The organism is Peribacillus huizhouensis, from assembly GCF_014138605.1.
Classification (GTDB): Bacteria; Bacillota; Bacilli; order Bacillales; family DSM-1321; genus Peribacillus; species Peribacillus huizhouensis.
In genome coordinates this window covers 35,566-51,031 of record NZ_JACJHX010000014.1, presented here as the reverse complement: position 1 = coordinate 51,031, position 15,466 = coordinate 35,566, and the positions used below count along the sequence as shown (strand labels likewise).

13 protein-coding genes are annotated in these 15,466 nt (G+C 36.1%); 7 read left to right on the top strand and 6 right to left on the bottom strand.

Going from position 1 to position 15,466, the window contains the following annotated elements; genetic code table 11:
- Window positions 1–203: 203 nt before the first annotated feature.
- Window positions 204–1,079: a LysR family transcriptional regulator gene (locus HNP81_RS18075; RefSeq protein ID WP_182503536.1), complete on the top strand. Its 876-nt coding sequence runs from the start codon at window positions 204–206 to the stop codon at window positions 1,077–1,079.
- 601 nt (window positions 1,080–1,680) lie between these two features.
- Window positions 1,681–3,111: a Na+/H+ antiporter NhaC gene (nhaC, locus tag HNP81_RS18070; protein WP_182503535.1), complete on the top strand. Its 1,431-nt coding sequence runs from the start codon at window positions 1,681–1,683 to the stop codon at window positions 3,109–3,111.
- 437 nt (window positions 3,112–3,548) lie between these two features.
- Here the strand turns inward: nhaC and tatA are convergent, their stop codons facing one another.
- Genes tatA through HNP81_RS18055 form a run of 3 tightly spaced genes read right to left on the bottom strand, consistent with a single transcriptional unit; the run spans window position 3,549 to window position 6,337 of the window.
- Window positions 3,549–3,773 (bottom strand): twin-arginine translocase TatA/TatE family subunit, encoded by a 225-nt coding sequence (tatA, locus tag HNP81_RS18065; RefSeq protein WP_182503534.1) that lies wholly within the window; start codon window positions 3,771–3,773, stop codon window positions 3,549–3,551.
- 15 nt (window positions 3,774–3,788) lie between these two features.
- A complete protein-coding gene (locus HNP81_RS18060; protein WP_182503533.1) occupies window positions 3,789–5,501 on the bottom strand; it encodes a GMC family oxidoreductase in 1,713 nt (570 codons plus the stop codon).
- A 44-nt stretch (window positions 5,502–5,545) separates the two neighbouring features.
- Window positions 5,546–6,337 carry a gluconate 2-dehydrogenase subunit 3 family protein gene (locus tag HNP81_RS18055; protein WP_182503532.1) on the bottom strand — a complete coding sequence of 264 codons (792 nt, stop codon included), beginning with the start codon at window positions 6,335–6,337 and terminating at the stop codon, window positions 5,546–5,548.
- Between the two features lie 358 nt (window positions 6,338–6,695).
- On the opposite strand from HNP81_RS18055, the gene HNP81_RS18050 reads away from it, so the two are divergent.
- Together HNP81_RS18050 and HNP81_RS18045 are read left to right on the top strand one after the other, a co-directional pair.
- Window positions 6,696–7,178, top strand: a complete 483-nt coding sequence (locus tag HNP81_RS18050; protein WP_376766766.1) for a ribonuclease H-like YkuK family protein — start codon at window positions 6,696–6,698, stop codon at window positions 7,176–7,178.
- Window positions 7,179–7,620: 442 nt separating this feature from the next.
- The gene (locus tag HNP81_RS18045; protein WP_182503531.1) at window positions 7,621–8,004 is read left to right on the top strand and encodes an SLAP domain-containing protein; all 384 of its coding nucleotides are present in this window, start codon (window positions 7,621–7,623) and stop codon (window positions 8,002–8,004) included.
- A gap of 388 nt (window positions 8,005–8,392) precedes the next feature.
- On the opposite strand, the gene HNP81_RS18040 is transcribed toward HNP81_RS18045, so the two are convergent.
- Together HNP81_RS18040 and HNP81_RS18035 are read right to left on the bottom strand one after the other, a co-directional pair.
- A complete protein-coding gene (locus HNP81_RS18040; RefSeq protein WP_182503530.1) occupies window positions 8,393–9,658 on the bottom strand; it encodes an erythromycin esterase family protein in 1,266 nt (421 codons plus the stop codon).
- Between the two features lie 325 nt (window positions 9,659–9,983).
- Window positions 9,984–10,871: a helix-turn-helix transcriptional regulator gene (locus HNP81_RS18035; RefSeq protein ID WP_182503529.1), complete on the bottom strand. Its 888-nt coding sequence runs from the start codon at window positions 10,869–10,871 to the stop codon at window positions 9,984–9,986.
- A 417-nt stretch (window positions 10,872–11,288) separates the two neighbouring features.
- Here HNP81_RS18035 and putP point away from each other — a divergent pair, with 417 nt between their 5' ends.
- On the top strand, window positions 11,289–12,764 hold the full coding sequence (gene putP / locus HNP81_RS18030; RefSeq protein ID WP_028390109.1) for a sodium/proline symporter PutP: 1,476 nt from the start codon (window positions 11,289–11,291) through the stop codon (window positions 12,762–12,764).
- Between the two features lie 98 nt (window positions 12,765–12,862).
- Here the strand turns inward: putP and HNP81_RS18025 are convergent, their stop codons facing one another.
- Window positions 12,863–13,816, bottom strand: coding sequence for a DMT family transporter (locus tag HNP81_RS18025; protein WP_182503528.1), 954 nt, complete (start codon window positions 13,814–13,816; stop codon window positions 12,863–12,865).
- A gap of 278 nt (window positions 13,817–14,094) precedes the next feature.
- On the opposite strand from HNP81_RS18025, the gene HNP81_RS18020 reads away from it, so the two are divergent.
- Window positions 14,095–14,319, top strand: a complete 225-nt coding sequence (locus HNP81_RS18020) for a DUF2975 domain-containing protein (RefSeq protein ID WP_182503527.1) — start codon at window positions 14,095–14,097, stop codon at window positions 14,317–14,319.
- 347 nt (window positions 14,320–14,666) lie between these two features.
- Window positions 14,667–14,999, top strand: a complete 333-nt coding sequence (locus HNP81_RS18015) for a YmaF family protein (RefSeq protein WP_182503526.1) — start codon at window positions 14,667–14,669, stop codon at window positions 14,997–14,999.
- Window positions 15,000–15,466 lie beyond the last annotated feature (467 nt).

Genomic DNA, 15,466 nt, shown 5'->3' with positions numbered 1-15,466 from the left:
ATTTATCCTTTAATTGAGAGAGGCTTCTTTTCATTAGAGTGACAAGCAACCAGAACCTTGTAAGGGTTTACAAGAAATTTGTAGAGTAATTCCTCTCAATAAAGTGTATTTGCTTATTTATAACTATAATCACCGTCTTTACATAAGTAAAATGAATATTTATAATATTAAGTATAATTATAACGAATGTATGAGGTGAGCTAATGACCATTTCACGATATGAAGTAATCAATAGAGTTGTTGAATTAAAGAGTCTTACAAAAGCCGCAAATTCCCTTAATTTAACACAACCGGGCGTAAGCCATGCCATCAATAGTCTTGAAACAGAATGGGGACTACCATTGATCACTCGATCTCGATCAGGCGTTCAACTAACGAGTGATGGAGCCCGAATTATCAAACACATTCGCGAACTATTACTAATAAATGAAGAAATTAAACAAGAGGTAGCTGCAATTAAAGGAATGGAAGTAGGTACGGTAAAAGTAGGCACTTTTGCAAGTGTGGCATCTCAATGGCTACCTAAGATTATCACTTTTTTTCAAAATAGTTATCCGAATATTGAAATTAAATTGTTTGAAGGAGATTATAAAAAGATTGAGCATTGGTTAATAAATAATGAAGTGGATTGTGGATTTTTGGCTCTTCCAGCTTTGTCTAAATCCCTAGAAGTCATCCCATTAAAGAAAGATCCAATGGTTTGTATCGTGTCTAGTCAAAATCCGTTACATAAACAAAAAAAAATTACCTTTAACCAAATTGAGAAAGAACCCTTCATTATTCCTAAAGAAGGTGGAGACACGGATGTAACGCGAATTTTTAAAGAACATTCTATTAAACCAGATATAAAATATGAATTGTATGAAGACAAAGCGATCGTCTCAATGGTTAAACATAATCTTGGGATTAGTATTCTTTCAGAAATGGTGGCATTGGATGATTACTCTCAAGATTTTTCTATTCTTGATTTAGAGGTTGATAGTTTTAGGATCATTGGTCTCGCAACTACACCCACAATATCCCCAGCAACGGAAAAGTTTATAGAGTGTGTGAAAGTTTGGGTGGAGCAATTCACTTAAGATCTTCAATTCTAATTTATACGTGCATACAAGAAAGACTACAATGAAATGGTCTGCAGTAAAATTTTCATGTATCACCTTGTTATTGTTAGCAATCCAGTAAATAGTTAACATCATTTGATCTAAGAATTCTTTAAAGTCAGGAAAGGTTTTTTCGGCATTCAATTTCTTCTACAAAACTTTCAATAAATATGTCTAGCATAAGTAATCCTAATCCTAACTATCATTTATATTCATTTTACATAGATTAAAAATTGGTCAATACTTAAATAAATCGCCAATAAAATAAATTTTCGGCATTTTCTAAAAAACAAATTCGAAAAGGGGGTACACTATGATTTATATACAAAATTAGCTATGTCCATGGAGATTGTTTTAAAACCTTTCTACTGATCTGAGTGGGTTACATGTGAATAGTGTTTACATTGTACAGTACAGCATGATTATATCCATGTTTTCTGATATCAAAATTTTAAGCGCTTTCATATAAGAGATTTGGGATTCCAAACAGGACAAGCTAATTATGTTATTACAAAAGTAATGATGATATACAAGCAAATCATTCCAATGGTAATTCAATTACCAGAACTGGGGGATATAAATGTCAAACATAAGGAAACAGCCTCGATTGCCAAGACTGGGAGAAATTATTATTCTTTTAGTTTTTTTTATGGTTATAATGTTCAGCTCAGTTAGTGTGTTTGAAATAGATATTTCACTCTCTCTTTTCATTGTCTGGTTCGTCGTTATATTCTTCGGACTTTATCTTGGACATACGTACGATGACCTTCAAGAGTCAATTATTAAAGGTATCACTAATGGGCTTCAAGCTCCATTAATTATATTAGCTGTGGGCTCTTTAATTGGAACGTGGATTGCAGGAGGCGTTGTACCGAGTATTATTTATTACGGGCTTGAAATCATGCATCCGAGTGTTTTTCTGCCAGGTACAGTGATTATTTGTGCCATTACCTCGTTAGCTACTGGTACTTCATGGGGAACAGCAGGTACCGCAGGCATAGCCATGATGGGAATCGGTCAAAGTTTCGGATTACCGCTACCACTTGTTGCTGGTGCTGTCATCTCGGGATCATTTTTTGGTGATAAGCTATCACCAATTTCTGATACGACCGTATTAACTGCATCTTTGTCTAAGGTTAAGTTGATGGATCATATTCGATCTATGCTTTATGTCAGTCTGCCAGCGATCATTATTACTGCAATTTTGTTTTATATTGCGGGAATGATGTATGGAAATGAAAACTTAGATGTGAGTAAGGTACAAGAAAACGCCAATGCTTTAAGCAGCCATTTTAATATTACGTGGTATTCACTCGTCCCTGCTTTGATAGTCATGATTTTACTAGCTTTGAACAAACCATCTATCCCAACTATAACGTTTGGTGCACTTCTTGGAGTGATTTGGTCTTGGGCATTTCAAGGAATGGATTTTATTCCTGCATTAAGAACAGCTTATGAAGGATACAGTGCCAATACGGGAATTGAATTTTTAGATTTATTGTTAAATAGAGGCGGAATTAGTTCTATGTCTGGATTAGTTGTATTTTTCTTGGTTGCTCTTGGTTTTGGTGGTTTAATGGAGCAAACTGGAGTCATAAAAGTGGTCAGTGATATTCTTTCCCGCTGGGCAAAAAATGCCGGAAGATTAACTGTTTCAACTATTGCTGCGGGATTCTTTGGAAACTTTTTTGGAAGTGCTGCTTTTGTAGCTCTTATTACAGCTACTAAAATGACGGGAGAAAACTATGACAAACTAAAAATCGAACGACGCGTACTCTCAAGAAATGCTGAAACAGGAGGAACGTTGACTGGTGTAATGATTCCTTGGACAGAAAACGCCATGTACATGACAGCGGTTCTTGGTGTATCGACCTTTGCTTATACACCGTTTGTATGGTTTCCTTTTGTAGCAATTACTATTGCTGTTATATACGGGTATACAGGAAAGTTTATCTGGTATGTAAAGGATGAACCTACAGTTGAAGAAGAATACCGAGCACATTCGCAATAACAAGATACGAATCCCCTCTTGTCTATAGTAAAAAAGCACACATGATAGGGCCAGACTCACACTATCTACATCATTTAAAATCGATATATATAGTGTAAGTCAGACCCTTTCTTTGAAAAATATGATATTTAAATTGGAAACGATATAATAAAGTGAAACTTCCATCAGTAAAGGTTTTCTTCATCCCTCACTGATGGTTAGTCCCGTACTACTGTCGCTATAATCCTCGCTACCGCTTCGATCAATCGGACCTTTACGGGCAGTTTATCACACCCGACTTCATTTACATACTTAGAATCTTGAAGTGGGGGGCTCACTGCCTGTAAAGAGTAGGATAAAGGAATTACAGCCCAAAAACAGACCCGTATCTCTGTTACAACCGGAATCAAATGTTGAGTAATTAAAAGTAAAATCACAAAGAAATAATGACTTTACTCTCATTTCTTGATTAAATCGGTCACCTTATCCGACCTTGCTACTTCAATTCCCTTGTTAGTAGAATCTATATCTTCACTACTAATAATATCTTGGGCAGATTTTTTAAACTCAGATAAGGTTTTCCCAAAGGCAGAACCAACTTCAGGCAGTTTTTTCGGACCAAAAATTATCAGTGTAATGATAAGAATTATGATTAAACCTGGAATTCCGATGTTTTGTAACATACTCCATGCCCCTTTCTAAACAAGCTGGCCTCCATTTTTACTATATTTCACAATCCCTTCTGCTGCACGATAAGCGAGCGCTCCAAGCGTTCCCGTAGGATTATAGCCGCTATTATGTGGAAAGGCAGAGGCACCGACGACAAATACATTATCAGCATCCCACATTTGCGAATAATTATTCACCGCTGATATATTTGGGTCATCTCCCATTATGACACCACCCACATTATGAGTCGTCTGGTATGGCACAATATTGTAGTCCACTAATTTCCCAATATTCATAACGGTATCTGCGCCCATTTCCTTCATGATCTTTTCACTTTGCTTAGTTAAATATTCATGTAACTTTCGATCTTGATCAGTAAAATTATAAGTCATTCTTAATAACGGTACTCCATATGCATCTTTAAAGGTAGGATCTAAATCAAGATAGTTGTCCCGGTGAGGCAAAGATGCGCCTTGGAACCCAGCATTAATGGTCCGAGTATAATATTTAATCGATTGTTCTTTGAACTCTTTTCCCCATAATGGTGTTCCAGGAGGGACGGGATTGCTTGCAATTGGACGATATCCAGATTGACTAACGACCAATGTACCTCCATGAATAAAATCAAGATTACTATGATCAAAGTTATCGCCATTAAAATCATCAACAACTTGACCAAGAGCTCCAGCACCCATATAAGTATTAAATCGTTCCTTTTCAAAGAAACCGGTACTGCCAGGAGTTAACTGATAGGAGTAATTTTTTCCAATCACACCTTTGCCGGTTTTTGGATCGTATGGGTTTCCAAGCTTCGATACGAGTAACAACTTTGCGTTATTCATGACATAGCTTGTTAATACAACGACATCAGCTGGCTGGATGAATTCTTCGCCTTGTAAGGTGTCTATATACTTGACTCCTGTTGCCTTACCGCCTTCGTGAATGATTTCAATCACATTGGCGTGTGTTCTCAACTCGAATTTACCTGTTTTCATAGCCGTTGGAATAACTGTTATATTTGGAGAAGTTTTTGCTCCATATTCACATCCAAATCGCTCACAAAAGGCACAATATTGACAAGCATTAAGTTTTTCTCCATCAGGATTCGTATACGCCTCAGACAAATTTGCAGATGGTAAAGAAAACGGGTGTAAATTGAGCTTTTTTGCCGCGTCTCTAAATTTATTTGTTATGACCGTATTTTTCATTGGCGGTGTAGGATAATCACTGCTCCGTTTGCCACCAAGCGGATTTGGTTCACCAGAAATTCCGCATGTTTTTTCAAACGTATCATAGTATGGCTCTAACTCATCATAGGTAATGCCCCAATCCTGGAGCAAATAATCATCTTTAATTTTCGACTTCCCATACTTTTCGATTGTTTTTGTTTTAATTTCAAAATCGTATGGAAGGAAGCGGAAAGTATGACCATTCCAGTGGACACCTGAACCACCTACGCTAGAACCGAGGAGGAAAGAACCTAATTGCCTCATTGGTAACGCCCTTTGATCTAATTTGTTGCGAAATGTGATAGTCTCTTTTGACACATCTTGCATTAAATCATAGCGGATGGCATATCTTAATTCATCATGGATCATGGAGAAATCTTCTGTATTGCGATTCCCGCCTCGTTCTAAGCCAACTACGTTTAATCCATTTTTCGCACATTCGGCTGCGATAATTCCTCCAGCCCAACCAACTCCGACTGTTAATACATCGACTTTAGGTAATGTTTTAGCCACTTTTTACTTCCTCTCTGTCTTAAAATATGTATGTCTCATTCACGTTATTTTTTTGGTGAAGCAATATGAGAATGTAGACTGCTCGGTTCAATTTCGAGAAATTCCTTTGATTCAATTTGTGCCAAATAACTCATCTGATTGCCAGGAAACCCTTTCATTTTCCAACCCGCCATGTCACGATTACCACCATATAATGGATCAGCATAAACTCCTTCTAACACCGACATGCGAAGCAAAGTAAAGAAATCATTTGAGCTTACACCTTTCATTTTCACTTTTCCTTTTTCAAAAGCAGCCAATATATCATCTTGTTGTTGCTCGTTTAACTCTGTGAATTTCTTCTTAAAATTCTCTTTGCTAACCGACTGTATTCTAGCAATTCCTTGACTAATGATTTCATTTCTTTTTAAATGCGACTGGAAACCTTGCGTTTCTATACCAGGATAAAATGGCCCCAACATATAGTCTCGCGCATTATTTCCCCAAGCTCCTGCTAATTGATGATCGATATAAAAAGGAACATCTAAATCAATCGCACCTGGTCCAAGGTCATCCGCCGGAAAAATTCGTTCAGAGGCTTGAGCAAGAACTTTAAAATCCTCTTGTTTATTGAAGAACATAAGTGCTTGATTATAGCGTTCTACATCGGCTTTTTGGACACCTTCATTTTTAGTCTTACTTATTTCTGGAGATGGAGATGGAGCTGTCGGCATAAACATTTGAGAAATTGAAGCACCCAAAATCCCACCACCAATAGCTCCGCCAGCAACATAGCCTCCCTTACGAATAAATTGCCTACGGGTCATCGCATCTTTTCTTTCATCTTTTTCACTCATGGAATATCCCCCTTATACCTATAATTGATGTATTTGGAAATTATTATGTTCATTTAGTTTAAAAATAAACATTCGGCATCTGGAATTTTTACAAAAACCACTAAAATAAGACAAAAACCACCCCAGGAGAAGATGGTTTTAAATAGATATAACTTTTTTAGATTTTATGAAGAATTTAGAATGGGACATAAAAAATAAAGTATCACCACAAATGCCTGACACGACAATCCAGTTTTTTCATAAAATACAAATAAGAACAAATTTCCATATTCATGAATTGAGGAGAAAGTTGTGATATTAAGATATGAGAAACGATTTGGATAATCAGTACCTATTTCAAAATCTACAGGAAAGTTGGATGTCCTTTGACCAGGTTTTTGAACATATTGTGAAATTCATGAAATCTAAACCTTGCAGTCACTTTCGATTAATGGTAGGAACAGATTCTCAAGTTCACCAAACACATACGACCTTTATAACAGGAATTGTCATATTTAATGAAGGAAATGGTGTATGGGCTTGTATAAGAAAAGTTATAATTCCTAGGAGAATGTTGCATTTGCATGAGCGAATTTCCAATGAATTATCTCTATCCGAAGAAATTGTTGCTTTATTTACGGAGGAAAGAAAAAATCAATTAATCGACATCGTTCTACCTTACCTTTATCAGGGAGCCACATTTACAATGGAAGGCCATATTGATATTGGCGCTGGAAAAAAGAATAAAACGAGTGAATTTGTCAATGAAATGGTAGCAAGAATGGAAGCCATGGGTGTAGAACCGAAAATTAAACCGAATGCATTCGTAGCATCTAGCTATGCAAACCGTTACACCAAATAGAAGATTCGGATGAAAGCGATCTTGTGTAAAAAGCCAAAATAATTATTATGTTATTACGAATTGAAAAAAGTACGGATTATGTATAATTTATTCCTATCGGCAAAGTGCTGGTCGCACCCTGCCCTCTACACCAGTCAATAAATTAAACAGCAAGTCGCTCCCCGAAGCCCGATTCCAACTAAAGAACTGTTAATTCTGAATGGTGCAGAGGCTATGGGCTATTTTATTATTTTCATTCCCTCCTTTATTGTACATATATAGAAGCAAATTTTATTTAGAATGGTCCCCTATCTACTCTACCGATTTCTTCGATTTATTCCTCTTCGAGTACCTTATAAATGTCTCTCGTTTGAACTAAATCACCAAATATCAAACAAGCAATAATGTACCTGTTTTTTTTATATGTTAAAATAAAGGTATTTTAAAAGGTAGGTGGCACTAGATGCAAAAACTTCAGTATGAATCATCTTGGGATAAAACCTTATCCAATAAAGATCGTAAAATCATTGAAGAAATTTTTTTAGAAACTAGTTTGCCGAAACAAAGTCGTTTTCAATTCACCTCTTTATGGCAAGCAATGAATCATAAAGGTGAATTATTAGTTACCGTGCTTGTCCATAATTTCAGTCACCAAGTATGTTCATTTATTAACAAAAATCTGCGGTATATTGAAAAGAATGAAATCATTGCAGAGCATACTTTCACTCTCCCTTCACTAACCGTTCAGCCGGAAACGAGTATGCCGTGGACGTTCATTTTTCCTATTGAAAGTTTGATGAGTCATGGATCATTAGAAAATGGGCATTTAGAATATTTAAATGATTAAATTCAATTTGTCTGCTCTGATTGTAGTCTTAATAGGAGTCGCAAAACGAAGGGTCTGACCTTTTTGGTTTTGCGACATCTCCGTAATGGATTATATAGATCTGTAAAGAAATTCTCCCTCAACTCCAATTAAAAATAAGAGGGCTTGACATAGAGCTGCATTATCAGAAATGGTCGTAGAGACAGATATAAAAATGAGCTTCCTCCTCTTTTTTATCCCTATTTAGTACCATAGTTCCACAATGCCCCAAGTGCAAAGCATATCGGTTTTTAATTTGGATAGAATGAGTTAGTAAGTTAGTAATATACGAAGTTGCGGGATGGACTTACACACCAGAGACGCAATTTGCCGTAAGAAGTAGTCAGTAAAGTAACTTTATTAAATATTGCTATTCTATTACATTTGTTGGTGTTGCTACTTTTACAATAATAATACCGTCATATGCTTCATTGGGCGTCATTTCAATCGTGTAAAACGTCTTTAAAAACTTATACCACGCTCGGAAATCATCCCCAATATTCGGCATCTTCTGCTCCCTCGTGATGATATCCAATAACTCATCCGTCTCACTCGCTTTTCCAAAATCAACATAGAAAATATTTGACTCCACTTTACTGAATGCATCAACTAAATCATTGTGATTCTCCAGTGTATGACTCTGCCTTTCACCAGAGCCTCCATTTTTCGCCTGAAACTCGCTGATGATAAAATCAGTACCAATTGCAAAGTACTCTTCACCATATAACTCATCTAAATAATTCCCCATCGATTTGTAGCCAGCTAACGATGCAGATGTTTTTTCAATATGCCCATTATGTCCCGTGATGAATATTTTATCGTGACCTCGTGTTGCTTCAAATTCAACAATCCATTGTAAATTGTCCGCCAAATATTGATCACGAAGTTTCATATAATCTCCTTCATTTAAAAATAACTGAGTACGCTGTTTCATGATTTTTGCATATTGTAAAGCAAAGGCATAGGAATCAGTAGACGTTTGTTCCACGTAAGTCACTTCATTTGATTGCAAGTCTAAAATGATATTTTCTATTGTTTCATCGATTTCATTCAATTGCTCCATCGTTAACTTACGCATTTTATTAGTTGAAGCGTGTTTCAGCTGTGATGCATATTTTTTTACTACATCTGCGTTAACAACTTTATAATAGTCAAGAACGCCTTTCTTACTGTAGTCATAGCGTTGCATATCGTTTCCATAAAAATAAACTTTCTCGTCCCCGCTTACCGTCGCGTTATAATCATGCATCCATTGAACAAGATCAACCATTTGTTCTGTCTTATAAATACTATAATCAAGGGTATTCACTGCCTCTTCTGCTGTACCATTTCCGTTTAAAATGAACTGATTAATTCGTTGTCCACCTCCAAAATCACCTTCTAAGACAAAAACTCTTAATCTTTCATTTTTTACCAACACTTTAAAAACATCTTTTTTCAACTCTTGGAATTCAATGTTTCCATGTGTTGCCTCCCCCAAACCGATTATCTTCACATTATCTGGTATATCAATTTGTTCAACGGTTGAAGTGTATTGATCTGTTTCTTCAACTACTTTAGCACTCCCGCAACCTGCTAATAAAACCAAAAGAGAAACTACTGTAAATAATAAAGAACTCTTTGTAGAAAAAATCATTTTATATCCCCTCATTTACTTTGAATTTATAAGACATTTTCGCTGAGGATAAATTTTTACTGAATATGCCTTTTTACTAAAACGAACTGAATAATGGGATACGCAATACATAAAGTTATGAACAGCGTATAGTTCTCACCTTTTGCTTATCGTTCTTATTTCAAATACATATGTCTATAAAAACAAAGAATACAATATTAAATAAACAAAATGCTAAAAAGAGAATAATTTTTGATTCATCAAATAATTCTAACTATTCAATAGGGATTGAGACTATTTTTTTACTTCCCAGATGCAGATTTCAATTTATTTTCCACCCTTTCATTTACTCACACTCTTCAAAAGATAAGTTTGAAGGTTCGTCTAAGAGGTCAATCGCTATGTCAATATTAGTCGTCGGTGTAGTATGATCAACCTCCTCAAATTTAAGTTTATCAATCCAAACTTGCCCATTCCCTGAAAGAAGAACACCAAAGGAAATGACTGCACTGTTTTCAGGTATATCTAAAACGATATAATAATGATTCCATTCCGTATCTCCTACAATTGGCCGGTCACCCATATTATCAAATTGCAATACATCATGAAGTGCATCATCTACTCGCATCCAAAACCCACAGAATCCATCAACATTTTTTGATTTTATAAATCCAGATAGTTTTAATCGTTTGCCAAGATACTTATCTGCTTTAAATTCTTGCATCATTGTTGCAAACTCGCCTTGAGATTGTACAGTAACAGATTTTAAAAATCCAGATGCTTTCCCTTTATGAAAGATTTCTCGGTCAATTCCCATCTTATAATTAAATGGGTGACTGCCACTTAAGCGCCATCCTTTCAATAACTGTTCATTTTTCAACATGATTTCCTCCCTTTGTAGCGTTAATTTACCCATGATTTTACGATATTGTCCTGGCGGTAATTGATAATATTTCTTAAATGAACGAGTAAAAGATTCTTGTGTTTCAAAGCGATAATAGAAAGCAATTTCAATTATTTTTTCATCCGTATAGAGAAGCTTGTTAGCTGAATTCGCAATTCTTCTATAACGAATATATTCAGATGCGGTAACGCCAACCTCTTTTTGAAAAATACGATGATAGTGATACTTTGAAAAACCAGCAATCTGAGCAATACTTTCTAACGATAATTCTTTATCTAAGTTAGACTCTATATATTCAATGGTTTTTTGGATGATAGGACTGTAGCTCATTCTATGAACCTCCCTTACAAATAAGATAACAGAAAAAACTATGATTTTTTTGACATATATTGCTTTTTTGTCTCGTGAAAAAATAGTAATCTACTTAGCAAGTAATAACACAAAGAAAATTAAAAGCGCTTAACGATATAAAAAGAACCGTTATTTTTATTAAAATTTTGAATAATGATAACTACATACAGATTCTCTAAAATGAAAACAATAAATAAAGGTAGGTAGGAAATTTACACAATTATTTGTATATCATGGAAAATGATAGGCGAATTTGAGCAATTACTATTTCATGAGTCCCCCGTCTTCTCAAAGAGTAATTGAATTTAAAGAAGTATACCCGTATTATAAAATATAGAAAAATCTAAGTAGTAACAATTATGTTATGAAAATACTTAGTGAAAAGGAGGATTTATTATGTCCAATGAAATGTACCAATTAACAGCGATTATTATTTACATGGCTGCTATGGTTTTCATCGGTTGGTATGCATTTAAACGTACATCTAACCTAACAGACTATATGCTTGGCGGACGTTCTCTTGGACCCATGGTTACGGCTCTCAGTGCTGGCGCTGCCGATATGTCGGGTTGGTTACTCATGGGTCTTCCGGGTGCAATCTATTTGAGCGGCCTTGTTGAAGCTTGGATAGCAATCGGGCTGACGGTCGGTGCGTATTTGAACTATGTACTCGTTGCCCCACGTCTTCGCGCCTATACGCAAGTGTCGAATGATTCCATTACGATTCCAAGTTACTTGGAAAGTCGTCTGAAAGATAAATCGCGTCTATTACGGATTGCTTCAGCTATCATTATTCTTATTTTCTTTACTTTCTACGTATCTTCAGGAATGGTTGCAGGGGGGAAGTTTTTCCTTAGCTCATTCGGACTTGACTACCACGTTGGTCTTTTGATCGTATCTGCCGTCGTTATTTTCTATACGTTGTTTGGTGGATTTTTAGCGGTTAGCTATACAGACGTTGTTCAAGGACTTATTATGTTTTTTGCACTTATACTTATCCCAATAGTTGGGTTATTTTTTACAGGTGGACTCTCAGAAACAGCAACGAGCATCAGAGAGGTTAATCCCCAATTATTGAACTTCGTGTCAGGCGCTTCATTCCTCGGGATTTTGTCAGCGGTCGCATGGGGGCTTGGCTATTTTGGTCAACCACATATTATTGTCCGTTTTATGGCAATCAGTTCGGTTAAAGAAGTGAAAAACGCCCGTCGTATCGGAATCGCCTGGATGTTCCTCAGCCTTTTTGGTGCTGTTGCAACAGCACTTATCGGGGTTGCTTATTATCAGCAGCATAACGCTACACTTGCTGATCCGGAAACCGTGTTTATTGTTCTCGGACAAATCATCTTCCACCCGTTCATTGCGGGAATTATGCTTGCAGCGGTCCTTGCAGCAGTTATGAGTACAATTTCTTCACAGCTGATTGTCACGTCATCAGCACTAATTGAAGACTTGTATAAAGCGGTGATCAAGACAGATGCAACAGATAAACAATACGTATTTTTAGGAAGAATGGCTGTCCTTGTCGTATCGATTATTGCAGGGGCGCTCGCTTGGCCAAATGACGAATCCATTTTGAAGATCGTATCGTTCGCATGGGCAGGGTTCGGTGCTTCATTCGGCCCGGTCATCTTACTTTCTCTATACTGGCGGAAGATTTCAACTATAGGTGCCCTTTGGGGAATGGTTGCAGGTGCGATTACCGTTATGATTTGGGGAAATGTTGCTTCATTAACTAATACGATTTATGAAATTGTTCCAGGTTTCATCATCTGTTGGATCGTTACATACTTTGTAAGTCTTGCGACGTATCGACCGAATGCTGAAATTGATAAGGAATTTGGAGAAGCACTTGAACTTTTAAAAAAATGATCCGTAAAAAAGCCTGCAGCAATCTGCAGGCTTTTTTGAGTATAGACACATCATCTTTGCATAGAGATAGTGTCTTCAATGTCTTTATCAGGTACTAATCAATACTTTGAATTTTTTACGTTTCCTGAAACGAGAATAGAACCTGAAAGTACAATTAACGCACCAATAACAAATTGTAAAGTAATAGGGGTACCAATAAATAAGATTTCCGTTATTATAGCCCAAAAAACATAAGTATTGTTAAGCGATTGCCCCCTAGCAGCACCGATTAAATTAATTGACGTGTAGTATAAAGAATAATTGGCAAAACCTAATAAACCCGCTATGACAATTAGCCATACGATGTTAGATGATGCTGCCTGAAATGCTAAAGGATATCCTTGAATAAATGGTACAATTAATATTCCATAACAAAGTGCAGAGGTCATCTGTCTTATATTAATTGCATATAAAGGAATGACTTCTTTTCCTTTCATTCCCCAAGCACCGATCACCCCTTCAAGTCCCCAAAATACGGCAGCACCTAATGAAAACAATATTCCAATATAAAAATGACTATTGACGTTAAACTTCGATGGCACATAGGCTAATATTATTACTCCGATGATACTTAAAAGAACGCCTAACCACGTTCTTTTGTTCATTTTTTCCTTCAAAAAAAAGAAAGCAAGCAAAGCACCTATCCCAGGGAATATCGAAGCAATGCTTGCCGCATAAGTTGCACCTACAGATTGAATACCAAGAAAATAAAAGGTCATGGCCAAAGGACCACCGGACAATGCTCCCAATATTAAAATTGCTCCGCTCTTTGTTTTAAACAACTTTAATACATTAATAAATTCACCTTTTACAATCATAAATAAGGATACCCATAGAGCAGAGAAAAAATCATGCATAAAAGCGGCTATAATGGGAGCAAGGCCAACAGCCTGTTTAAAAGGTGTACTAGCTATTATTATGCCAATAATCACCGTATCTACTCCCCAAGCAACAGCTGAAGTAGCCCCTAGGGTTACACCCATTCTAGATTTTTTACTACTTTTTACATTCATCAACTCTACCTCTTTTCCAAGGATCATTTCACCAGAAGGTTCCTTGTATGCTGAATAATAAGGATAGGAAAAAATGAATATGATACCTTGCCACGCCCCACTAGAAAATGTGAACTAGCGCATACACCCGTTCCATTGCTTATCTTTTCTCCGTGCAGGCTGGAAATTTATATTTAATTTGTCTATCAAGAGTAAAGTTTATACCTCTCTATACAAAACTCCTATAGCGTTAAAACGCCTATTGTACGCTACACTCGCCTAATCACAATGGTGGCGGTGTGGAGCCAGAATCAGTGGTACCGTTTTTCGTTGCATTATATCCGCATTTAAACTTTCAGGATACATTGACTGAATTATCTGTTAAATATTTAAAAAATATCAAATTCTGTGCACTGACAATCAGTGGTTTATATGTGGTAATTATGTCATTTGTTTATCTCGTAGCGGAGCTAGACGATGCCCCAGATCTCATCATAATCGGTATGGCCCCAAGCCTAAACTAGTATACCGATTTCTCTAAGTGCCAGATTAAAAGCTGATTCCAGCCCTAATTATGCATTTTAATTTTTCTAGTAATCTCATGGAAAGCACATATCTCCACTAATTTTTAGGAATGTCATCAACAAAACGGAAATACATTAAAACAAGGCAGAAAAATAAGAGTTAGTTCAAACGTATTAGATTTTGCAGTGCCATTTATCTTCTTTTTACTTACCATGTATTACTTGAAAAAAGGTATTTCCTTTACATCATTAAAGGATCGGAAGAAAGATTGAACCCTAAGAAAATGAGTGAAAGTGACAAATTAATATCCTATATATTGAAAAATTGATAGTTAGGAGGGCTTAGGATGGTTAGTAAGGATGATTTTGTTCAGGGGTTTGTGCCGAACCATAATCATGGGTCCGTTGATTATACATCTGTCAGTGATGGCCATGTTCATCAATGTTTAGATGTTACTTCACCTCCTATTAAAATTGAGAATGATAACCATGTTCATTACACTGAAGGTTATGTGGTCTTTGAAGATGAGCATACTCATCATTACCAGGCATATTCGGGTCCTGCTATTCCTGTAGGAAATGGAATGCATGTTCATTATTATGATTTTTACACAACAGAAACCAACGGACATCGTCATCATGTAAAGGGTGTGGACCAGCCCGCTCCAGGAAATAAATAAAGAGGCGTTCAATTTGTTCCAATAATCTTACTTAATAATTAAAGTTTACCTGTCTAATAACATGCTTAAGCAGGGGTATTCATATTTTTATGCTTCGAGCTATTCTAACTCGAAGTTTCCTATTTGCTTCTCTTTTTTCTAGGGTGACTTTTGTTTAGAATGCTGTTTAAACCTTCCCGAAAATCTAAACCCAAAACAATCAGAATTTATATTCATGATACTTACCACAGCCTGTTTTAGATGTCGAGAACCTTACTTTAAAAAGAACAACTATAATTTTTGTAATCAACGGTGATAAAGTGAAACTTCAAGCAGTGGGATTTTCTATGATTAGAGAACTTTATAAACTATTAAAGCTATCTCTGAAAACAGGGTTTGATGTAAAAACCAAATTCTATCTCACCTTGCATTTCGATCACCTTTAAATCACATTGAAGAAAAATAATGCTACCTTTTAAAAGAGGTAG